General features: G+C 42.5%; 27 protein-coding genes. 14 read left to right on the top strand and 13 right to left on the bottom strand.

The window, feature by feature from the left end; genetic code table 11:
- Positions 1–20: 20 nt before the first annotated feature.
- Positions 21–989 carry a 3'-5' exoribonuclease YhaM gene (gene yhaM, locus V1497_RS03475; protein ID WP_349409585.1) on the top strand — a complete coding sequence of 323 codons (969 nt, stop codon included), beginning with the start codon at positions 21–23 and terminating at the stop codon, positions 987–989.
- Between the two features lie 86 nt (positions 990–1,075).
- Positions 1,076–1,351 (top strand): sporulation YhaL family protein, encoded by a 276-nt coding sequence (locus tag V1497_RS03480; protein ID WP_349409586.1) that lies wholly within the window; start codon positions 1,076–1,078, stop codon positions 1,349–1,351.
- A 257-nt stretch (positions 1,352–1,608) separates the two neighbouring features.
- On the opposite strand, the gene V1497_RS03485 is transcribed toward V1497_RS03480, so the two are convergent.
- Positions 1,609–2,514: a peptidylprolyl isomerase gene (locus V1497_RS03485; RefSeq protein ID WP_349409587.1), complete on the bottom strand. Its 906-nt coding sequence runs from the start codon at positions 2,512–2,514 to the stop codon at positions 1,609–1,611.
- Positions 2,515–2,730: 216 nt separating this feature from the next.
- Between V1497_RS03485 and V1497_RS03490 the strand changes: the two genes are divergently transcribed.
- Together V1497_RS03490 and V1497_RS03495 are read left to right on the top strand one after the other, a co-directional pair.
- On the top strand, positions 2,731–2,817 hold the full coding sequence (locus V1497_RS03490; protein WP_349410735.1) for a YjcZ family sporulation protein: 87 nt from the start codon (positions 2,731–2,733) through the stop codon (positions 2,815–2,817).
- A gap of 95 nt (positions 2,818–2,912) precedes the next feature.
- Positions 2,913–3,002, top strand: coding sequence for a YjcZ family sporulation protein (locus V1497_RS03495; protein WP_349409588.1), 90 nt, complete (start codon positions 2,913–2,915; stop codon positions 3,000–3,002).
- Between the two features lie 132 nt (positions 3,003–3,134).
- On the opposite strand, the gene V1497_RS03500 is transcribed toward V1497_RS03495, so the two are convergent.
- A complete protein-coding gene (locus tag V1497_RS03500) occupies positions 3,135–3,320 on the bottom strand; it encodes a hypothetical protein (protein ID WP_414703627.1) in 186 nt (61 codons plus the stop codon).
- 108 nt (positions 3,321–3,428) lie between these two features.
- Here V1497_RS03500 and V1497_RS03505 point away from each other — a divergent pair, with 108 nt between their 5' ends.
- Entirely contained in the window at positions 3,429–4,013 is a 585-nt protein-coding gene (locus V1497_RS03505; RefSeq protein WP_349409589.1) for a YpmS family protein, read from the top strand.
- Between the two features lie 49 nt (positions 4,014–4,062).
- On the opposite strand, the gene V1497_RS03510 is transcribed toward V1497_RS03505, so the two are convergent.
- The gene (locus tag V1497_RS03510) at positions 4,063–4,599 is read right to left on the bottom strand and encodes a DUF3267 domain-containing protein (RefSeq protein WP_349409590.1); all 537 of its coding nucleotides are present in this window, start codon (positions 4,597–4,599) and stop codon (positions 4,063–4,065) included.
- A gap of 226 nt (positions 4,600–4,825) precedes the next feature.
- Between V1497_RS03510 and V1497_RS03515 the strand changes: the two genes are divergently transcribed.
- Positions 4,826–5,185, top strand: coding sequence for a DUF1878 family protein (locus V1497_RS03515; RefSeq protein ID WP_349409591.1), 360 nt, complete (start codon positions 4,826–4,828; stop codon positions 5,183–5,185).
- Here the strand turns inward: V1497_RS03515 and V1497_RS03520 are convergent.
- Positions 5,178–5,801, bottom strand: coding sequence for an HTH-type transcriptional regulator Hpr (locus V1497_RS03520; RefSeq protein ID WP_349409592.1), 624 nt, complete (start codon positions 5,799–5,801; stop codon positions 5,178–5,180). The two genes, V1497_RS03515 and V1497_RS03520, sit on opposite strands and share 8 nt — an antisense overlap.
- A 328-nt stretch (positions 5,802–6,129) precedes the next feature.
- Positions 6,130–6,501 (bottom strand): YtxH domain-containing protein, encoded by a 372-nt coding sequence (locus tag V1497_RS03525; protein WP_349409593.1) that lies wholly within the window; start codon positions 6,499–6,501, stop codon positions 6,130–6,132.
- A 221-nt stretch (positions 6,502–6,722) separates the two neighbouring features.
- On the opposite strand from V1497_RS03525, the gene V1497_RS03530 reads away from it, so the two are divergent.
- Both V1497_RS03530 and V1497_RS03535 read left to right on the top strand, forming a co-directional pair.
- Positions 6,723–6,920, top strand: a complete 198-nt coding sequence (locus V1497_RS03530) for a hypothetical protein (RefSeq protein ID WP_349409594.1) — start codon at positions 6,723–6,725, stop codon at positions 6,918–6,920.
- A 119-nt stretch (positions 6,921–7,039) separates the two neighbouring features.
- Positions 7,040–7,462, top strand: a complete 423-nt coding sequence (locus tag V1497_RS03535) for a YkvA family protein (protein ID WP_349409595.1) — start codon at positions 7,040–7,042, stop codon at positions 7,460–7,462.
- Between the two features lie 26 nt (positions 7,463–7,488).
- Here the strand turns inward: V1497_RS03535 and V1497_RS03540 are convergent, their stop codons facing one another.
- Positions 7,489–8,010 (bottom strand): tryptophan transporter, encoded by a 522-nt coding sequence (locus V1497_RS03540; protein WP_349409596.1) that lies wholly within the window; start codon positions 8,008–8,010, stop codon positions 7,489–7,491.
- Positions 8,011–8,160: 150 nt separating this feature from the next.
- Positions 8,161–9,249 carry a 3-phosphoserine/phosphohydroxythreonine transaminase gene (gene serC, locus V1497_RS03545; RefSeq protein WP_349409597.1) on the bottom strand — a complete coding sequence of 363 codons (1,089 nt, stop codon included), beginning with the start codon at positions 9,247–9,249 and terminating at the stop codon, positions 8,161–8,163.
- Positions 9,250–9,353: 104 nt separating this feature from the next.
- Between serC and V1497_RS03550 the strand changes: the two genes are divergently transcribed.
- Positions 9,354–10,286 (top strand): hypothetical protein, encoded by a 933-nt coding sequence (locus V1497_RS03550; RefSeq protein WP_349409598.1) that lies wholly within the window; start codon positions 9,354–9,356, stop codon positions 10,284–10,286.
- A 74-nt stretch (positions 10,287–10,360) separates the two neighbouring features.
- Here the strand turns inward: V1497_RS03550 and V1497_RS03555 are convergent, their stop codons facing one another.
- The gene (locus V1497_RS03555) at positions 10,361–10,783 is read right to left on the bottom strand and encodes an HIT family protein (protein ID WP_349409599.1); all 423 of its coding nucleotides are present in this window, start codon (positions 10,781–10,783) and stop codon (positions 10,361–10,363) included.
- 417 nt (positions 10,784–11,200) lie between these two features.
- Between V1497_RS03555 and V1497_RS03560 the strand changes: the two genes are divergently transcribed.
- From V1497_RS03560 to V1497_RS03570, 3 genes are read left to right on the top strand one after another with little or no spacing between them, the layout of a single operon-like run.
- Complete coding sequence (locus V1497_RS03560; RefSeq protein ID WP_349409600.1) at positions 11,201–11,938, top strand: ABC transporter ATP-binding protein; 738 nt, start codon at positions 11,201–11,203, stop codon at positions 11,936–11,938.
- Between the two features lie 3 nt (positions 11,939–11,941).
- Positions 11,942–13,204, top strand: a complete 1,263-nt coding sequence (locus V1497_RS03565; RefSeq protein ID WP_349409601.1) for an ABC transporter permease — start codon at positions 11,942–11,944, stop codon at positions 13,202–13,204.
- A gap of 1 nt (position 13,205) precedes the next feature.
- Complete coding sequence (locus V1497_RS03570) at positions 13,206–13,922, top strand: EcsC family protein (protein ID WP_349409602.1); 717 nt, start codon at positions 13,206–13,208, stop codon at positions 13,920–13,922.
- Positions 13,923–13,972: 50 nt separating this feature from the next.
- Here the strand turns inward: V1497_RS03570 and V1497_RS03575 are convergent, their stop codons facing one another.
- A complete protein-coding gene (locus tag V1497_RS03575) occupies positions 13,973–15,172 on the bottom strand; it encodes a M20 family metallopeptidase (RefSeq protein WP_349409603.1) in 1,200 nt (399 codons plus the stop codon).
- 151 nt (positions 15,173–15,323) lie between these two features.
- A complete protein-coding gene (locus V1497_RS03580; protein ID WP_349409604.1) occupies positions 15,324–15,758 on the bottom strand; it encodes a ferritin-like domain-containing protein in 435 nt (144 codons plus the stop codon).
- Positions 15,759–15,928: 170 nt separating this feature from the next.
- On the opposite strand from V1497_RS03580, the gene V1497_RS03585 reads away from it, so the two are divergent.
- Positions 15,929–16,459, top strand: coding sequence for a type 1 glutamine amidotransferase domain-containing protein (locus V1497_RS03585; RefSeq protein ID WP_349409605.1), 531 nt, complete (start codon positions 15,929–15,931; stop codon positions 16,457–16,459).
- On the top strand, positions 16,452–16,787 hold the full coding sequence (locus tag V1497_RS03590; RefSeq protein WP_349409606.1) for a DUF3243 family protein: 336 nt from the start codon (positions 16,452–16,454) through the stop codon (positions 16,785–16,787). The genes V1497_RS03585 and V1497_RS03590 overlap by 8 nt, the downstream gene beginning before the upstream one ends.
- A 390-nt stretch (positions 16,788–17,177) precedes the next feature.
- Here the strand turns inward: V1497_RS03590 and V1497_RS03595 are convergent, their stop codons facing one another.
- The 3 genes from V1497_RS03595 to V1497_RS03605 all read right to left on the bottom strand — a co-directional run bounded on the left by V1497_RS03595 (position 17,178) and on the right by V1497_RS03605 (position 19,358).
- Positions 17,178–17,777, bottom strand: coding sequence for a class I SAM-dependent methyltransferase (locus V1497_RS03595; RefSeq protein WP_349409607.1), 600 nt, complete (start codon positions 17,775–17,777; stop codon positions 17,178–17,180).
- Positions 17,778–17,859: 82 nt separating this feature from the next.
- Positions 17,860–18,771 (bottom strand): diacylglycerol/lipid kinase family protein, encoded by a 912-nt coding sequence (locus V1497_RS03600; RefSeq protein WP_414703596.1) that lies wholly within the window; start codon positions 18,769–18,771, stop codon positions 17,860–17,862.
- A 71-nt stretch (positions 18,772–18,842) separates the two neighbouring features.
- Positions 18,843–19,358, bottom strand: coding sequence for an antibiotic biosynthesis monooxygenase (locus V1497_RS03605; RefSeq protein ID WP_349409609.1), 516 nt, complete (start codon positions 19,356–19,358; stop codon positions 18,843–18,845).
- Positions 19,359–19,372: the final 14 nt, after the last annotated feature.

Here is a 19,372-nt window from a genome sequence, read left to right on the forward strand (position 1 = left end):
AATTAAGAGGAGGTAAAGAGATGAAAAGAGGAATCCAGCAATATGATGTCGGTGATGTGTTTGATGATTATCTATTGATCAAGTCGGCTTCCAAGGGAATGACGAGTACAGGCAAACCCTTCATGACACTCATCCTTCAGGATCATACAGGAGATATCGAAGCGAAGCTGTGGGACTCTTCACCAGAAGATGAAAGGCTCTATCTGCCGGAACACATCGTTAAAGTGACGGGTGACATCACAAGCTACAGAGGAAAAAGTCAGCTGAAGGTGAAGCAGATCAGGCTTACCAATGACCAAGATGGTGTGAACGTCCATGATTTTGTCGAAACAGCACCGATTCCCCAAGAAGAGATGATTGAAGTCATCACTCAAGCGATGTTTGAAATGGAAAACCCGAATATCCAACGAATTACAAGACACTTGGTGAAGAAGCACCAGAGGGCTTTCTTGGATTATCCAGCTGCAACGAAAAATCATCATGACTTTGTTTCGGGACTCGCGTATCATGTCGTTTCCATGCTTCGTTTGGCAAAGTCGATCGCTCAATTATATCCAACTCTTGATAAGGACCTCTTGTATGCAGGTGTGATTTTACACGATCTCGGAAAAACGAGGGAATTGTCGGGTCCGGTAGCACCGAGCTATACGATTGAAGGCAATCTGCTCGGACACATTACGATGATGGTCGAAGAAATTAAAGAAGCCGCTCAAGAACTCGGGATCGAAGGGGAGGAAGTCGTCATCCTGCAGCATATGGTGTTGAGCCATCATTCGAAAGCAGAATGGGGAAGCCCGAAGCCACCACTTGTAAGGGAAGCTGAAATCCTCCATTACATCGACAATATCGATGCGAAAATGAACATGATGGACAGGGCCTTAAGTAAAGTAGCACCGGGTGAGTATACGGAACGCGTTTTCGCATTGGACAACCGTTCATTCTACAAGCCGCTATTTGAAAAGAGCGAATCAGTCCAATCGAATTCATAAGAAATCCAACATGTTCTGAATAGGCATAAACAACCGTTCTCTTACATACTTTGTAATATCTATGCTTGTCTACAGAGGAGGAAGAGATGATGCGTCGCCTTTACGTAGTCGCAACGGTTGTTTTATTTTTTGTCTTGTTACAGTGGACGGGTATGTATAGCAGTCTCCAGCCAGTCCTTTCGGATGTACCGTGGTGGATGTATTTCGTGTTAGCCGGAATCGGATACTCGGGATATCGAGCCTGGTACTATACGATGGAGGATCGAAAGCTAGACCGGGTCCACATTGAAGAAGAAGGTAAGATCTACATGGAACGGATTGAGGAAGAAAAGAAGCGGAGAGATCAAGCCTCTGGTGAATAAGAAGAAAGCTGATTCTGACAATCAACATCTGTTGATGCAGAATCAGCTTTTTTTCGTTGGGGGATGTGTTGTGGAATCGGTGCTGAGCGTGTTATAGACGTATTCAGATGATTATCACATTAATTCATAAAAATATGCTCATATTTCAGAAATTATACGTATATTCCCAGAATTATAGCTCGATTTTAGAAATTATAGCTCAAAACACGTTGCCAAAACAAAAAGCTGACTCAATTTCTTGAGTCAGCTTCACTTTATTACTTATCTTCGCCTTCTTCAGTCTTGAACAAGTCCTTGTATTCTTCAGCCTTCACGTCAATGTTGGCATCTTTCATAGCATCTTGAATTGGATTCATATCCGGATTCTTCTGTTGACGCTCTTGTACCTTTTGCTGAAGGATTGCTTTCTTGATTTGATATTTAGCTTCTTCATAAGATTGTTTCTTCTGGTTCAATACTTCGATGATGTGGTAACCGTGCTGGGATTTGACTGGCTCAGAGATTTTTCCTGGTTCAAGCGTGAATGCAGCATCTTCAAATTCAGGTACCATTTGTCCGCGCTTGAATGTGCCAAGGTCTCCGCCACTGTCTTTTGATCCAGGGTCTTGAGAGTATTCTTTCGCTAATTTAGCGAAGTCTCCACCGTCTTCGAGCTTCTGTTTCACTTCTTTGGCTGTTTTTTCATCTTTTACGAGGATGTGGCGAGCTTCTACTTCCTCGACCTTGTATTCTTCTTCATACTTTTTCTTCATTTCCTTTTCGGAAACTTCAAGACCCTCAGATTGGGCTTTGAAGAATACGAGATTACGCTTTACAACTTCGCGTAGTTCTTCTTCACCTTTAATTCCGCTTTGTTCGAGTGCTTTCTTAAAGCCATCTTCGCCGCCGAATTGCTTTTTGAGGTATTCGATTTCTTTATCCAGTTCTTTGTCAGTCACTTCGTATTTCTCAGAAAGAACTTTATATTGAACGAGATCTTTTAGGATTTGTTCTGATTGAGGTTGATTTTTCAACTCTTGGTAAAAGTCCTCTTGTGTGACTTTTCCTGCACTGGTTTCAACTAGGACTTCGCTATCTCCTGATGCGCCGCCATCATCATTACTGCAAGCAGCAACACCGAAAATAGTCGTAGCTGCAGCAATGGATAGAATCCACTTTTTCATCGACATACACTCCTATGATGTAGAAATTTTTTCACATGTTCTACTATAGCATATCCCTCCTCCAAAAATACACTCTGTACCTTAAATATGAGAAAAAATACACATTTATTGGAATTGTGTGTGCAGGAGCCCGTTTTCAAAAATAAGGGCATCTGTCTAATCAAACTTTGCATTGGACTTATACACTATATTGTACACCAAAGGAGGGGGTTGCAAATGGGCTACGGTTATGGAACCGGTTTTGCAATAATCGTCGTACTGTTCCTTTTGTTGATCATCGTAGGAGCATGCTGTGCTTACTAAGCAAAAAAGGAATTTTTAGAGATTGAGGATAGCAGCCTATGCTTCGACTGAACTCGATGCATAGGATAAAGCAACACCGGATAGGGGGTGACATCATGGGTGGATACGGATATGGTAAAGGATTTGCGATCATCGTTGTATTGTTCATCCTATTGATTATCGTAGGCGCAGCTTGCTTCTGCTAATACGTAATAAAGGAGAATGACAAGAGGCTGACCCCCGAGGGTCAGCCTCTTTTTACAAACATAATTCCTATTCCTGATGATTTCTCGCACCTTCATGTTTTTTTCATATCTTCTCTGGGGAATAATGAGTTATTATGATACATAGATGACTTCAATGTATGAACTTACGAGTAGAATCGTAATCATGATATTAATCCAACGAAAGACGTTCACTTGCTTTTCCGCAGGAATGTTTTTCTGAATGCACAAGCGATTGGTCAATGTATTGAACAAGAAAAGGATAACGCTTGCGAATGCTATATAGTAGATTGCGATCATTGTCATAAATGAACCTCCAACATTTAGAGATTGTATATTAAACATACCAAAAGATGAGGGAAATGAACAGTAACAACCATTATAGAAGAGTAAGAGAGGGAGAGAATCATGAATAAAAGGTGGAAATCAGCTTTCTTCATATTGCTCACGATCATGATCATCGTGCCGATTGTGGTCGTTGCCTTGATCTTTGCAGAAAATGATTCCATTGATGATATAACACAACAAAAGCCAAAGCAAGGTAAGCCGATTTTCGATATCGAATCTTCAAAAGAACAGTTGAATTTCTTAATTAAAGAACAATTGGAACAGCTTAAATCGGACAAGAACTCGAAATTCGATTATCATGTGCGCCTGAAGGATAACGTTCAAGTAACCGGCTATTTTACTTTTTTCTCTAATAAAGTGGATTTTACAATGGATTTCGAACCTCAGGTGTTGGAAAACGGGAACCTTCTCCTGAAAGAGGAATCCATCAAGTTAGGAGCATTGAAGCTGCCCGGTGAAAAGATCCTGGAATTCATCAAGGGAAGTACGAAATTGCCACCTTGGGTCGAGATTGATGATGAAGAAGAAACGATTCTTGTCAAGCTTCCAGAATACAAGTTCCAGGATCAATTGTTCCTCAAGGCAGAATCATTCGATTTGGAAAAAGACAATATTCGTTTCAAGGTCTATTATGTAACGGAATGAACAAGAAAAGGGTGCCATTATCAAGGCACCCTTTTTTACAATATCACCATTAGAAGGTTCGACGAACGATGATTTGGAATCCGTTAGGACTATCTTCCAGATAAGAATCCCTTGGAGAATTCCAGAGATGGAAAATGTAGATCATGTCCTTTAGGCAAAGATACATGTTCAACGTTGAGATAATGGCAAATACATGGAGATACTCTGGGAAAAACAACGGTCCTGCAAAAGCGATACCGGTAATGACGACCATCGGAAAAGCAACCGCAATTAGGGCTGTCCGCTTCGGCAAGATCCCAGGTATCCGGCAAAAAAATGAAAAACGATTGTCCGCCAAGATCATCCAGGCTTTATGACCTGAAAGCCAAATCGGGATACAATGCAAAAGTGTGTGCATTGGAATCACCAAAATGGATAACAGAACAATCGGTACTAATCCTGTTTGCATATAGATCGTCTCTGGATGGAACATGCGAAAAAGCATAAAATAAACGATAAAGTACGTGAGGCTGAATAGAACAGATAACAACCCAAGGCGTAGTTTACCGTAATCCTTCGTTAAATTTATTGACTTAAAGCAATTCATGATGGATCACCTTCTTTGACAAAATGTGATGAACATGTGGAAAAAGGTGAAAAGCTTACTTTTCGAAAACCACGTACATACATTACGATTTTTTCTCGGAAAAATCAATAGGTTTTACAAAAAAATAATAAAGCATTTCTAATGGATTTCCATTACGATGCAGAGAAGGTACAATGTTGTTGAAGAGCTGGGGTTGTAAGATTTGAATGAGACAGGAAGTGGTAGCATGAATAGCGTTGAATCTTCCAAACGAATAGACCGTCTTTCCTTTTACCAGGAAATCCTGTTGGATACGATCAATCCCATCCGTTTTCCGTGGTATCGGATCATTATTGAAAAGGGGATGGAACGAGCAGAGGTAGAGGAAGTGTACGCGCTTTTTGAACAGCTGGAGGAAAGAAAAGAAAATATAAGAGAAGCCGGTATGCTAGATATGACTCCTCTTCTTTTTCATTATGTAGGTATGTTAAATTCTGATCTGGATCCGTTCATGACGGCAAAAGCCCTTCACGATCAAGGAATCCATAAGAGCTTAACGGCAGAGTTGATTGAACTTATGAAAGAGAAGGAAGGGGCATTTAAGTAGTTGCCAATTCTTCTTCTGATTCAAGACCATCTTGTTGTATTTCTTCCGTATCTTTGTTCTTTCGAATCGGTTGTAGCTGACCATCAACTTCTACGAACTCTTGATCAATCTTTGTGACTGTCGTATCAAGGATCGACATGAATTCATCGCCATAAACACTTCGAATGACCGCCATCAGTTCATCAAATTCCGGGAACTTTCCATACAGATCACGAATTTTTAAAGATGCGCCGAAAATGCCATATTGCTCAGGCTCATAAGATTCCATCGTTCTAAGTAACAGATTTTCGCCAGTTTCTGTAAGCTTGACATACGTATTCCGCTTGTCATTTTCCTTTTTTGAGAACGTGAGGTAACCTTGCTCTTCCAGCTTCTTGGAAAAATTGAACGCTGTCGAGACGTGCATCACACCATATTTGGAGATATCAGATATTGATGCGCCCTCCAGGTGAAAAGCGATCCAAAGAATATGATGCTCATTGATATTCAGACCAAATGGTTTGATCCATCCCTGCCAATCTTTTTCGACACATTTCCACATGGCTTTGCTGATCTGAGCAACTTTGTGACTAAACATCATTGCTTCTTTCATTGAAAAATCTTTCTTATTTTCCATATCGAGCCTCCATTCTTATTTTATTATGACAGGAAATGTTAGAATTATAAAGCTAAATATCCAACTGTTTAAAACTTCTTAACAGTAAGAATGGGCTAAATATTCCTATCATGAATAGGGCAATTTTCTTCAAGGCTTGCAAAACGAAATTTCCAAGAAAATCAATGTGCTTCAGAATAACGCTCCTATTCTATTATTGTACGATAATATGTAAATCACCTTATTATTATCGACAACTTGCTCAATATGTTTAGGGTGTGGCACACGATTGCCACAAAAAGTCAAAAAGAAAGAAGCTTGGACAACATCCAGCTTCTTTCGTAGTTGTTTATTCTTCTTTTGGTTTTTTTGTTTCTTCTTGCATTTCTGTAACCGTATTTTGGAGGGTATCCACATCTGTCTTGATGTTCTCGATATTCGGCTCGATGTCTTTTCTCCAGGATTTGATATCTTCTTTCAAATCCGTCGCTACTTCTTTAAATGCTTCGACACCTTCTTTAGACACTTGGACAATCTGCTCTTTCAAGCTGATTCCTTCTTTCTTGACATCCATCATCGTATCCTTCAATTTATTGGTCGAATCCTTGATATCTGAACGGAGTTCTCGACCTGATTTAGGTGTTGTCAATAAAGTTGCTGCTGCAGTGACGATACTTCCTACCGCAAAGCCGATCAATACTGATTTTTGAGTGCTTTTCATAATGGATAACCTTCTCCTTTCGTGATCTTTCTTATTTGCCATTGGAATGCCTAGACAAACAAGATAAGTCTGTTAATACATAATTCGAGAGCGACTCTCATAAACCTCTAAAAAACTTTCGACGTATTCTTCAAAACATTCCCATGAAATCGACATATTCAAACAAAAGACGGTGAATAAATTGGTTATGCCATTCATAGGATGGTATGGGGTGATGAGAGATGATCTATGGAATTATCGTACTGGCTCTGCTTGGATTATTAATGTTATGGATCATGACCAGGATGTTTCTGGATACGAAGAGGTATTCGTTCAGAAATGTAAGTGTGCATAAGAAGCGGGCCCTTGGACGGTTATTAGGTCTGGCGGGAAGTCTTTGCCTCTTATTTGTCGTTCTTTTCTTCGTCTTCAATTATTAACGTCATTATTCTAGTTTCTCCAATTTTTCATTTGTATTCGAAAAACCGCTTGGCAAGCCTCCCTTATCGGATTAAGATGAAGGAAGATGTGGAAAATAGGTAAGAAGGAGGCGGTCAAGATGTGGAAAAAGGTAAAAGCATTCATTTACTTCAGAAAGATGCTTAGACGAGCACGTACTTTAATCGGTAACCGTGAACAAAGCGGTGAGATGGTCCAAAACGTCCGTGCCAAGCTCCAAAAAGACGATATACAGGAATCATTAAGAGGTTTCTTGGATAAAATCCAGGCCTTAGTCCGGCTTGTTGATCGCTATCGTCTCGGAGAGTATCGGGAAATCTCAAAGAAATCCATGGTGACCGTATTGGCTGGTTTGCTATACTTTCTGAGCCCTGTCGATGCCATACCTGATTTTATCGCTGGACTTGGCTTGATTGATGATATGGCGATAATCGGTTATATATGGAAGACGGTAGATGAAGAGCTGCAGCAATTCTTGAAATGGGAGAAACACGATACAAAGAAAACCGATACCATTGGATAGGCATCGGTTTTTTTCATTCTATATATTCATGTTTGTTGATAAACGAAATTGGATCGTTTCGTGACGGTCTTTACGATCGGAAATAAAACAGTCATGGCAATAGTGTTGATGACGGCTGTCGGCAAGACGACGGTCAGGAATAATGCCACAAATGATCCGGGCAAGTCGATCACGAACGATGCGGAAGCTAAGAAAATCGCACCACTGATGATGGTTCCGACTGCTGTCAGTCCTGATGCAAGGATCACATTTCCTTTATACTTTTTCAAAGTAATGTATAGACCGAAAACGATGAAAGCTGTGATCGGTTTGTCAATCAGATTAGCGATCTGTCCCCCAGGAAACGTCGTTGTCAATGCAGCGATGACACCTGTTGCAAGTGCTGTTACCGTTACGCTTTTCACGTTCGGGAACAGGATGATCGCCAAGAACATCATCGTCAGAAGCATATCAATCTTCATCGGTCCCAAAATTCCCGGGATCACGGCATGGAGAACGAACCCCGCTGCCAGTAGTACACCAATTAATGCTAACTGAATCGATTTCATATAAAATCTCTCCTCTTCTCAACTCTTCTCGTCTACTCCAATAGTGCACTTTTGCCTATTGCGAGTAAAAACGGATGTGATTATCTTATCAAGAAATCGAAGAGATGGGAAGGGATTCAGCTTATACACTTTTTGGCAACATCATAATCATCAGGAGTAGTTTCGCTTGAATGCCTGCATAAAATCGACAAGACGTTCACAAGCTTCGATTCCAATGCCGTTATAAAGCGATACACGGCATCCACCCATGGAACGATGGCCATTGATTCCGATGATCCCGGCTTCGTTCGCTTTCGAAAGGAACACCTTCGTTAATTCTTCATCTTGTAAACGGAAAGTTACATTCATCGTTGAGCGGCTGCTCCTCTCCGCATGACCGATATAGAAGTCATCACTGCGATCAATAACGTCATAAAGGCGTTTGGACTTATCGAGACTCCGTGCTTCAAATGCCTGCAACCCGCCTTGATCATTCAACCATTGCACCATTAATTGAAGGACAAAGATATTGAAAGTCGGCGGGGTATTGTAAAGTGACCCTTTCTCCGCATGTACACGATAATCAAGCATCGCAGGTAAGCCAGTCGAATCACCGGTCAAGAGATCCTTTCGAATCACCACGACTGTCACACCGGCTGCACCTAAATTTTTCTGTGCACCAGCATAAGCGATGTCAACGTTTTCCCAAGGAATCGGTTTTGTTCCGATGTCGCTTGACATATCAACAACAAGTGGCAAAGAAGACACATGAGGGAGCTCTCGCCATTGGGTTCCGTAAATCGTGTTGTTGCTGGTAATATGAAGATAGCCTTGGGCGCTTTCAGGCACAGGCTTCCACTCTGATTCCGGAGGGATATATGCGAAATCTCTTTCCTTGCTGCTTGCGAGTATTTCAGTTGGGCCGATCTTCTTTGACTCCTTGTAGGCTTTTTTACTCCATGAACCTGTTACGATATGGTAAGCGGTTTTCTTCTGTCCTAGGAGATTCATCGGGACCATCGTGAATTGCAGGCTTGCTCCGCCTTGGAGCAAGAGGATGTCATGGCTGTCGGGTATATTCAAATAAGCAGCGAGGGACTTCGTTGCATTGTCATGTATAGATTGATACGCTTGACTACGGTGACTGAGCTCCAAAATGGAGAAGCCGGTATCGGCAAAATTGCTCAAGCCTTCCTTCGCTTTCTGTAGGACTTCCAAAGGAAGCGCGGTTGGACCTGGGTTGAAATTCAGTTTTCCCATTTCGGACATCACTCCTTTCATCCATTGGTTTGGAGATAAAGTTCGTTTTACGTCTGAAAATTCATTATACTTTACTTGCAGCATAGATTTAAGGGGATGAAGTTATGTATAAAGAAAATAAACCTGTTGATGTCAGTCCTTATGATCATCCAGATATTTATCCTGGACCTCGACCTGATTCATCTTTCATCTATTTTGAAGGAAAAGCACACCGCATTATCGAGCAAAAAGGTGTGTCGTTAGAGGATTTAAAGGTGGAATACTCAGATGCAGACTCTTTGCAAGGATCCTTTAAAGAGCCGTCTGATTACATCCTCTCGATCGGAGATTTTTTACACGAGAACGAGTTGCTCCCTTTAGAAGAAAGGGTTCCGTTGATTGCATATGGTTCAAACATATGTCTCGCTCAGCTGCGTTATAAGTTCAACCTGAATAAAAATTTGAACGATTTCGTATTATGTGTTCGAGGTTCGATGCTTGATTCGGATATCGTATACGGATCGTTCTTGGCTCCATATGGCTCATTACCTGCAATCGTTGCGCCGGTTAAAGGCGCAATGACTGAAATTTGGCTGACCTTTGTCGATCCGGAACAATTGGAGCATATGAACCGAACAGAAGGTGGATATGTGTTGCGTGAACATGCTGGGCAGAAATTCGTCACAATGAACGGGGAACGATTTGAGTCGGTTTACGCCTATTACTATCCGCATGCTCTCAGCATCAATCAGGAATGGTTCAGATTCATGGATATTAAAGGAGAATCGTGTTTGTCAGCAGTATGGCAAGCGGAAATCCTCAACAGAATGAAGGATCTATATAAGTTCCAGGGGACTCGTGAGGAATTCATCCATCATCTCCGTTGGAACATTCCCTTCTATAAAGAGTTTCAACAGTGGCTGAAGCAATTTGATGCTGAATTCGATCATCCTGATTGGACGGAACCAAAAGTGATTCGGAAGGTCGGTGAGATGAAGCGGTCTGTCTCAAAACATCTCGATCCGGAAATTGAGAAGCTGTTATCCATCTATCTATGAAAAGTGAAGTTGTGAAAAAAGGATTGACCAAATTGGTCAATCCTTTTTGATTGATTAGCCAGGTAAAGTCAAGATTACAATATCGGCTCACCGATCTTATTTGCGATTTCTTGAAGTTCCTCGGAGCTGTATTCACTTTCGTGGGTTTTCCAAACTGCGCCGAATCCATCACCTTTCCCATAGCGGGGAAGGATATGTACATGGTAGTGGAATACCGATTGACCAGCAGGCTCTTCATTGTTATTCAATAGGTTCATCCCGATTGGCTGATAAGCCTCCTTGATGGAGTTTGCAATCTTCGGGACCACAGAGAAGACTTTCTCAGCTGCCTCTTCGGGTAGTTCATAAAGGTTTTTGTGATGTTCTTTCGGAATGACGAGGGTGTGCCCCTTTGTCACCTGGCTTATATCCAGGAATGCAAGTACATGCTCATCTTCATACACCTTCGCTGCCGGGATATCCCCGTTTACGATTTTACAAAAGATACAATCTTCCATGGATGGTCCACACCTTTCAAATTGATTTATTGTTGTCATTGTATCATAGCTTTATTTCCTCTTAGAAAAATGAAGCACAAAAAATAGGAAGAGCCCCATCCAATTGATAGGGCTCTCCGGAGAGGTCAGAGAAGAAAAGAGAAACAAGAGATCATAACAATGGCTTGGGAAAGTGGTCATTGTCAGGAGAGTTGTCCGAAAACTTGAAATGGCATCCCGCCAATCTACTCTCCAATGAAGTTGGATTAAACAACAGAAATCTCTTTCTCTTTTCTTTTGAAGAAGAGGGGATACCTTCTTCACTACCATCTTAGCCAAAAGTCTATGGAAACATACTACTTCTGTCGATTTTAGGCGTTGGCAGCAGGAATCTGATATGATAGGAAAAAAAGAGATACAAAGAGAAAGGGGTCCAGTATGAATCGCGTATTAGATGTAGAAAAACTTACTGGAGGATACAGCCAACAGCAGCCCGTCCTTCACGGGGTCGATTTTCACGTGAATGAAAAGGAAATCGTCGGGCTTATCGGATTGAACGGAGCAGGAAAAAGTACATCAATCAAGCATATTTTAGGTTTGATGGAGCCGATTTCCGGTTCAATCCAAGTAAAGGGAAAGACCATTCACGAAGGGCCTGATACGTACCGTTCACAAATTGCCTACATACCTGAGACACCGATCCTTTATGATGAACTGACATTACGAGAGCATCTTGAACTGACAGCGATGGCATATGGAATAAAGAAAGATGAACTGGATGCCAGGGTTCAACCATTATTGAAGGAATTCAGAATGGAAAATAAATTGAAGTGGTACCCGAGCCAGTTTTCAAAAGGGATGAAGCAGAAGGTGATGATCATGTGTGCCTTTTTGATACAGCCTTCTCTCTTTGTCGTGGACGAGCCTTTCGTCGGTCTTGATCCTTTAGGCATCCAATCCTTCCTTGATTTATTGATACAAGTACGGGAGAAAGGGACAGGCATCTTACTTTCCACCCATATTCTTTCGACGGCAGAAAGGTACTGTAATCGATTCATCATTCTGCACGAGGGACGCGTTCTTCAACAAGGTACCTTGTCTGAGATTCAACAAAGGATGGATATGCCAAATGCGACATTGGACGAAATTTATGTTCACATCACTAGAGGTGCTTGATGTATGAATGTACAAACTCTTTGGAAACAACGTGCAAATGACTACTGGAGTATGGCGATCAGGTATTTGCGGTACATCGGGAACAGCGGCTTCCTTTTCACCGTGTATGTAGCGATTCTCGTAGGAAGCTTCTATTATGGTAAACTCCTTAAAATCTTGCCTGAAGTGTTCCCGGCTGCTGAAGTGATTACGATCCTATTATTTCTCCTCGTTGGAAGAGGAAAGATTCGGACGTTTATGAAAACGGCTGATGCTAACTTTCTTCTTCCAATGGAGGATCGGTTACGGTCCTATATCCAAAAATCGTTGATGTACAGCTTTGTTACCCAAAGCTTCAATGTCGTGCTCATCATGCTCGTGTTGGGACCTTTGTATTTTGCGCGGATTTCGTCAGATCGGGTCACCTTTCTTGCTGTTCTCGTGCTGCTCATCCTGATGGTCGGCTGGAACTTGATCGTAAAATGGGAAGAACTTCGAGTGCCGAACGGTATGAAGCGTAACCTATTGCCAGTCATCCGCCTTCTGATGATCCTTTTCACCATCTATTCACTCGTCTCGCAACAATGGATTCTGGCAGGTCTTTTCATTCTTGGCTGTGCTGTCCTTTATCTTGTCGTTTATCGACCTCTTGCAACGAGACATACGATGAAGTGGGAACGGTTGATTGAGCTCGAAAACAATGCACTAATGCACTTTTATCGAGTAGCGAATATGTTCGTAGAAGTGCCCCAGTTGAATCGGAAGGTAAGAAAGAGGACATGGGCATCGCCTTTAATCAATCTCCTATCCAAGGACAAGGAGAATGTTTACGGTTATATGTATTCAAGAGCGTTCATACGTTCCAATGATTACTTCGGTATTTTCATGAGACTGACGATCATTGGCATTGTCCTGTTGCTCTTCTTACCAGAAGGAATGGTGCTGTGGATCGCCAATTTGCTCCTTCTTTATATGACCGTGATTCAATTGACGACCTTGTGGCCGCACTATGACTTGAAGGTATGGGTCGATCTTTATCCAGTCCCAAGAGAAAACCGGTTCAAGATTTTTCAGCTGTTGCTGTTGAGGATCATGCTTTTACAAGTCGGGCTGTTCACGGCTGCGAGCTTCCTAAATCACTTTTCCGTCTTCCAGTCCGGTGTTGTTCTGATTACGGGCACCCTGTTCGTTTTCCTTTTCAACAACGTGATGCTTTATAAACAATTAAGTAAACGGTTCAACGTCATAAAGCTTGATCCCCTGAAAAGTGGAGGAGAGGGAAGATAGGATGAAACCAAAGATCGAGGAAGAATTGAAAGCGTGGGAAAGACGGATCCTTAAACGCTCACCTCTTTATAAAAGAGCCGCAAATAAAGTGCAGCAACGCATTAATGAACGGATTCCTGCAAAGGTCCATGATGTGGTTACAAACAGTATCCGCCATATGATCCGAGCCACACTTACAGGATCGGAATATACAACGAACAGACCGCCGCTTCTAGGCCGGACGATCGAGGAGCGGGATGACTTGCTTCGTGAAAAATTGAAAGCTTATAAACGGACAGCAATGGCTGAAGGAGCAGGGACAGGCGCTGGTGGCATATTGCTAGGGTTAGCTGATTTCCCGTTGCTGCTCGGCATTAAAATGCGGTTCTTATTTGAAGCGGCTCGGATCTACGGATATGATACGAGGAACGTCCAGGAACGTATTTTCCTGTTGCATGTATTTCTTTTGGCTTTTTCAAATGATGAAGTTCGTAAAGAAACCTATATGGTTATCAAAAATTGGGATGAGGAAAAAAAGAAATGGGGTTCCTATGAGGATTACGATTGGAAGACCTTCCAGATTACGTATCGGGATCACATCGATTTAGCGAAAATGCTCCAGATGATTCCGGGTTTCGGGGCGATCGTAGGTGCGTATGCGAATTACCACTTCCTCGATCAACTTGGTGAAACCGTAATGAATGGCTATAGGCTGAGGTATCTCCAAGAAAAGAAATAGGGGAATAAAGCAAAGGAGGGTGACCGTATCAATGGTCATCCTCCCGTTTTTTATTTTGATTCAACCTTTGAGTCTACAGAAAAATTCAGATGAGACAAAGTCGCTTCCCCGAGTAGTTTTGCGGCAATTGGAAGAGAGCGCTCGTCGATCATGAATTTAGGATGATGATGTGGAGCGACATCGGACGCATCCGGATCCTTCGCGCCGACGAATGCGAAGCTTCCTGGCACGTGCTGGAGGAAATAACCGAAGTCCTCTCCGCCCATTTGAGCAGCCTTTTCGCTGACACCGAGTACACCAGGGATTCTTGAAGCTACTTCCTTCAAGTGCTCGGTTTGCTCCTTATGGTTCACCAGTGGCGGATATCCTCGTGTGTAGTTGAATTCATAATCAGTGCCACACGACATGCAGATCCCTTTGACGATTTCCTCCATCCTTGCAATCACTTTTTCCCGGACAGATTCCTTAAAGGTACGAACCGTCCCGCTGAGCTGAGCAGTGTCGGCAATCACATTGAAAGCATTGTTCGCGACAAAGTTTCCGACAGACAGGACCGCTGATTCGAGTGGATCGACGTTTCGGCTTACAACCTGTTGCAGTGCGACAACCAGCTGGGAAGCGGTCAGAATCGAGTCTCTCGTCAGGTGAGGCTGCGCACCGTGCCCACCTTTGCCGACGATCTTGATCTGGAACTGGTCTGCAGCAGCCATGAATGGACCTTCACGGTAATAGACCTCACCGACATTATCTGTCGCCCAGAGATGGACGCCATAGATATAATCGACTCCATCAAGACAGCCATCTTCAATCATTGAAATGGCTCCTCCTGGTACGAGCTCCTCTGCGTGTTGATGAATCAAAACGACATTTCCTTCCAACTCATCCTTCAGTTGATTCAACACTTTCCCCAGTACAAGTAATGTTGCTGTATGACCGTCATGTCCACAAGCATGCATCACACCGTCATTTTTAGAGCGGAACGGCACATCTGCTTCCTCTTTTATCGGCAACGCATCGAAATCTGCACGGAGAGCGACTGTTTTGCCAGGTTTTTTCCCTTTAATCGTAGCAACAACGCCATTGCCACCAACGTTTTTCCGATAAGGTATCCCTAATTTCTCATAATACTCGGCTATGTATGCGGACGTTTCGACCTCTTCAAACGATAATTCTGGATACTGATGAAGATAACGGCGGATTTCCACCATTTCCTCGTAGTGCTGATCAATGAGCTCATAAAAACGGTTCATTTCGCTCCTCCTCATAGGTTAAATGTTTGAATTGTCTGTCTTTTACACAGTATAGCACGATACCTGGCGACATGCATTCAGGAGAACCCGCGTAACAAAAATAAAAAAGGACATCTCCCGGAGGCGATGTCCTTCCATGTATTTATTCAGTTTAGGAAAGGCGTGGGTCACTTAACAGACGATCCATTTCTTCCATATGGTGCGTTTCGTCAGCAATTAAATCTTCCAATTTGACGACGAGTTCCGTCATATTCAACTCTGCCGCTTGTTTTTTACGCTTTTCGTAGCGTTCAATCGTATCCTTTTCCGCTCTTCTCGCTTCTTCAAGCATTTCACGGACATCAGTCAGCTGCTTGACTTCAGCAGGCGTTGTCGTTGGTGTCCCTCCGAGCGTGCTGATTTTTTCAGAAAGGTACATAGCGTGCCCCTGCTCATCAGTGATTTCCGATTCGAAGAAAGGCTTTAGGATTTGTCGATACATACCAGAAACGACTGCAGCATTGTATGTGTACATGATGACAGCTGCATATTCATTTGCAAGGTCTTCATTTAGTCCATCAATTAGTTCTTGGCGTTGTTGGTCCATTAGTCAATCATCCTTTCAATGAAATTCTGATACATCATTCACTTGTTTAATGTACCCTTTGACTTCCATAATTAAACTTCTTAATGCAGGACCTTTATGTTTAAACGTGACGATAACGGGAATAAAAAAACCAGTCTAGTCAAGAATGAGAGAAAGGTTGTGAATACGAAATGAGTAAGATCGCAGTATTAATGACCGACATGTTTGAAGATGTGGAATACACGGACCCTGCAAAGGCGTTTAAAGAGGATGGACATGAACTGAGCGTCATCAGCACAGATAAAAAAGAACTTAAAGGTAAACAAGGGGAGGCCACTGTACAGGTTGACCAACTAATCAACCAAGTGGATCCTGACGATTACGATGCCTTATTCATTCCAGGTGGTTTTTCACCAGACATATTGAGAGCTGACGAACGGATCGTAGAGTTTGCCAAGAAAATGGTTTATCGTCAAAAGCCAGTGTTTGCAATTTGTCACGGTCCACAAATTCTCATTACTGCAGATGTCCTTAAGGGAAGAAACATAACAGGCTTTAAATCCATTCAAATGGACTTGAAGCTTGCCGGTGCCAATGTATTCGATGAGCCGGTCGTCGTATGTGGCGGGACACTCGTTACGAGCCGTCAGCCTGATGATATCCCGGTATTCATAGAAGAATCCAAAAAATTACTAAAACAAGGAGTGACCTCGAATGTCTGAACGACATCACATGGTTGATAAGAATGAACGTCTTCATGAAGAGGAAGTCAAATCGACAGTGGACAGGATTCCAGAAGAAGAGCGCGATCAAATTTTACAAAATTTCGATGTCTTCAAGGAGTACCTCGGAAAGCGTGTCCGAATTGGTGAAAAGATGGGAATGTCTGAAGAGCAGTTAGCGAAAACGGCAGAGAAGGTAGCCGATTATCTTGCGGAAAATGAAGAGCCTCGGAACCGTGAAGAAAAACTCCTGAAAGAGCTATGGAGTGCCGGGACACAAGAGCAGCAACATATGCTTGCTCACATGCTCGTAAGAATGGTCGATTAATGTGAAATTGAAAAAAGACAGCCTCCAGGGCTGTCTTTTTTAGTTTGTTTAGAACGTTTTGGCCATATGGGAGCTCTAAATGAGTAAAAACGTTCATTTTGAGAAGAGAAAATAGGATGTAGAGGTTCATTTTTGAAAAAATGAACGTCATTATACGATTATTTACTAAAAATCTGCAGGAATCATTGATGCTCGAATGATTATCTACGAAAAATAAGAAATTATCTACAAAAATAAGCGATTATCTACGGAAATTCAAGATTATCTACGAAAATAACGAATTATCTACAAAAAACAGAAATTATCTACAAAAACGAAATTCCGCACCGTTATGCTTAATGAAAAAAGCTTGCTGAGAAACACAAGGTTTCTCAACAAGCTATCCCTGAATCACGGCTTGGCCCATATGTAATAGAGAGCACCTGCTAAAGCTCTTTCCACCTTTTCGCATTTTAGGTTTGATTCAGCCAGGTACCCTTGGATGTCACGATCCTGATGGCAGCCGATCAACCTGAAAGCTAGTGGGTCCACTTGTTTTTGCAACCATGCGATGGTTTTGACGGAACTCACGCCGTGTTCCATTAAAAGAATCTGTCCATTGGGTTTGCACCATTTCTGGAAACGGTTCAATAGGTCCACGGGATTGTTGTACGAACAAAATGACAAAGTGGAAACAACCGTATCAAAGCTACCCGCTTCAAACTCTATCGTTTCCACATCCGCTTGTTTGAGGTTGACCGGGAAGGGAGAATAATCAGCCATTTTTCTGGCACCCTTCAGCATTTCTGGACTGAAATCGATGCCGACCAATTCTGTGACATTTTGATAATGAGGCAGGTTCAATCCTGTGCCGATCGCCACCTCTAATATACTTCCTGAAGCATAAGGAATGATTTTTCTTCGAAATCGCCTGGTAGGATCCTTTCTCTGCATTCGTTCATACTTCTTCGCCTGTTTATCGAACATTCGAATATGGGATTGCTGATCCATTAAATTCCTCCTGCGAAGACCATCGTTCAATGAACATATTCCACTGCCTTATGATGATTCCTGCAAGAACGAGTGACCGCTCCTAAGGTTTGACAGGATAGTCTCCTACTGCAACCTTTATATGACCCGGTAAAACGGTGATTGTAGAGGGCGTTTCAAAATCCCTTTCTCCATCACAATCGATTGTCTGATCAGGTTCGGTCTCGATGGAAATGTGATCGGACTGAAAATAGAGGATATCCTCACTGTTCGGAACATTATCCATCACTTTTGCCCGGAGCATATCCCAAAATGTTTGGAATCGGTTGCTTTCAATCACAAGAACCTCTAGTTTTCCGTCCTCAAGATTCGATTCAGGAAAAAACGCTCGTACCCCTCCAGTGAAAGGACCATTCCCAATCAGTACCATTGCGGCATTCCCTTCGTAAGCGCATTCATCAGATTCAATTTTAAGCTGGAAGTGCCGTTCCTGACTGATGGTTTGGAGCGTACTCAAATAATAGGAGAGGCGACCGAAGCTCTCCTTCATTTTTGGATTAATATTGGATGAAACTTCCGTAATCAGACCGATGCCCCAGAAATTCAAAAAGTATTGATGATTGCATTTTCCAACATCAATGGAACGGAAATTCTTTTCACAGATCTGTTCGGCTGCCTGTAGCGGATTTTGTGATATACCTATCGCGCGCGAGAAATCATTGCAGGTTCCGCCAGGGATGATTCCGAAAGCAGGCCGTTCCTCTAACGGGCCAAGAGCATTGATGATTTCATAAATGGTTCCGTCGCCACCTCCTCCGATGATCAGATGAGGCTGTTCTTCCTTCATTGAGTGGATATAATCGGATGCGTCTCCTGGTTTTTCGGTTTGAAAAACGTTCACTGTGTCAAATTGATCCTCTAGTATTGTGACGATGTTCGGTAATTGTTGCTTAAGACGGCCATTTCCGGCCTTGGGATTTACAATCAATTCCACTCGATCGATTTCCAAAGTCATTCTCCTTTCTACAGGTTAAGAAAGCCATCATGTCAAAATTGCTCTGATTTACGCCTCAGATAACTGATGGATTAACCCATTTGATGCTGGAGATGGTAGGACTTGATGTACGGTTTTCCGGTGAAAATGGTTTGAGAGAGACCTTCACTGGTTCCGCGGTCTTTATGAGCTTTTTCATATGAGGAGGATTCCTTCCAATTCTCAAAATCACGTTCATCCTTCCACATGCTAGAAACGATATAGGTTTCTTTATCCTTTGGTCGGAGGATGAGGATTCCTACGCAGCCTGGCTCATGCTCGACAAGTCCTGCTCGTTGTTTGAAGCGGTCCTCGAAAACAGGACGGCCTTCTGAAGAAACAGGAATGTTATTGAATACGATGAAACCTGCTCCATCAAAACCACCCGTTTCTTCAATTGCTTCATAGGAGTTGGCTGTCTCGAACAAGCTCTCACCAGAAGTTTTATGTATGAGAACAGAATCTTCAGCACCTTCCAGCAAATAAAAGCTGCCATCCTCATCTTTATGCTTTTCCATTAGGCTTTCCAGATAGTCTGTAGTCCCATAGGCGAGATGATAATTCATCATAGATCATCCTTTCC

Source organism: Pseudalkalibacillus sp. SCS-8, assembly GCF_040126055.1.
GTDB lineage: Bacteria > Bacillota > Bacilli > Bacillales > Fictibacillaceae > Pseudalkalibacillus > Pseudalkalibacillus nanhaiensis.

Excerpts from the sequence above, each read along its gene's own strand:
- V1497_RS03580 (WP_349409604.1), bottom strand. The coding sequence starts at position 15,758 with ATGGACCAACAACGCCAAGAACTAATTGATGGACTAAATGAAGACCTT.
- V1497_RS03540 (WP_349409596.1), bottom strand. The coding sequence starts at position 8,010 with ATGAAATCGATTCAGTTAGCATTAATTGGTGTACTACTGGCAGCGGGG.
- V1497_RS03600 (WP_414703596.1), bottom strand. The coding sequence starts at position 18,771 with ATGACTTTGGAAATCGATCGAGTGGAATTGATTGTAAATCCCAAGGCC.
- V1497_RS03480 (WP_349409586.1), top strand. The coding sequence starts at position 1,076 with ATGATGCGTCGCCTTTACGTAGTCGCAACGGTTGTTTTATTTTTTGTC.
- V1497_RS03590 (WP_349409606.1), top strand. The coding sequence starts at position 16,452 with ATGTCTGAACGACATCACATGGTTGATAAGAATGAACGTCTTCATGAA.
- V1497_RS03510 (WP_349409590.1), bottom strand. The coding sequence starts at position 4,599 with ATGAATTGCTTTAAGTCAATAAATTTAACGAAGGATTACGGTAAACTA.
- serC (WP_349409597.1), bottom strand. The coding sequence starts at position 9,249 with ATGGGAAAACTGAATTTCAACCCAGGTCCAACCGCGCTTCCTTTGGAA.
- V1497_RS03500 (WP_414703627.1), bottom strand. The coding sequence starts at position 3,320 with ATGATCGCAATCTACTATATAGCATTCGCAAGCGTTATCCTTTTCTTG.
- V1497_RS03555 (WP_349409599.1), bottom strand. The coding sequence starts at position 10,783 with ATGGAAGATTGTATCTTTTGTAAAATCGTAAACGGGGATATCCCGGCA.
- V1497_RS03490 (WP_349410735.1), top strand. The coding sequence starts at position 2,731 with ATGGGCTACGGTTATGGAACCGGTTTTGCAATAATCGTCGTACTGTTC.
- V1497_RS03575 (WP_349409603.1), bottom strand. The coding sequence starts at position 15,172 with ATGAACCGTTTTTATGAGCTCATTGATCAGCACTACGAGGAAATGGTG.
- V1497_RS03520 (WP_349409592.1), bottom strand. The coding sequence starts at position 5,801 with ATGGAAAATAAGAAAGATTTTTCAATGAAAGAAGCAATGATGTTTAGT.
- V1497_RS03535 (WP_349409595.1), top strand. The coding sequence starts at position 7,040 with ATGTGGAAAAAGGTAAAAGCATTCATTTACTTCAGAAAGATGCTTAGA.
- V1497_RS03595 (WP_349409607.1), bottom strand. The coding sequence starts at position 17,777 with ATGGATCAGCAATCCCATATTCGAATGTTCGATAAACAGGCGAAGAAG.
- V1497_RS03550 (WP_349409598.1), top strand. The coding sequence starts at position 9,354 with ATGTATAAAGAAAATAAACCTGTTGATGTCAGTCCTTATGATCATCCA.
- V1497_RS03485 (WP_349409587.1), bottom strand. The coding sequence starts at position 2,514 with ATGAAAAAGTGGATTCTATCCATTGCTGCAGCTACGACTATTTTCGGT.
- V1497_RS03605 (WP_349409609.1), bottom strand. The coding sequence starts at position 19,358 with ATGATGAATTATCATCTCGCCTATGGGACTACAGACTATCTGGAAAGC.
- V1497_RS03505 (WP_349409589.1), top strand. The coding sequence starts at position 3,429 with ATGAATAAAAGGTGGAAATCAGCTTTCTTCATATTGCTCACGATCATG.
- V1497_RS03570 (WP_349409602.1), top strand. The coding sequence starts at position 13,206 with ATGAAACCAAAGATCGAGGAAGAATTGAAAGCGTGGGAAAGACGGATC.
- yhaM (WP_349409585.1), top strand. The coding sequence starts at position 21 with ATGAAAAGAGGAATCCAGCAATATGATGTCGGTGATGTGTTTGATGAT.
- V1497_RS03560 (WP_349409600.1), top strand. The coding sequence starts at position 11,201 with ATGAATCGCGTATTAGATGTAGAAAAACTTACTGGAGGATACAGCCAA.
- V1497_RS03585 (WP_349409605.1), top strand. The coding sequence starts at position 15,929 with ATGAGTAAGATCGCAGTATTAATGACCGACATGTTTGAAGATGTGGAA.
- V1497_RS03515 (WP_349409591.1), top strand. The coding sequence starts at position 4,826 with ATGAATAGCGTTGAATCTTCCAAACGAATAGACCGTCTTTCCTTTTAC.
- V1497_RS03565 (WP_349409601.1), top strand. The coding sequence starts at position 11,942 with ATGAATGTACAAACTCTTTGGAAACAACGTGCAAATGACTACTGGAGT.
- V1497_RS03495 (WP_349409588.1), top strand. The coding sequence starts at position 2,913 with ATGGGTGGATACGGATATGGTAAAGGATTTGCGATCATCGTTGTATTG.
- V1497_RS03530 (WP_349409594.1), top strand. The coding sequence starts at position 6,723 with ATGATCTATGGAATTATCGTACTGGCTCTGCTTGGATTATTAATGTTA.
- V1497_RS03525 (WP_349409593.1), bottom strand. The coding sequence starts at position 6,501 with ATGAAAAGCACTCAAAAATCAGTATTGATCGGCTTTGCGGTAGGAAGT.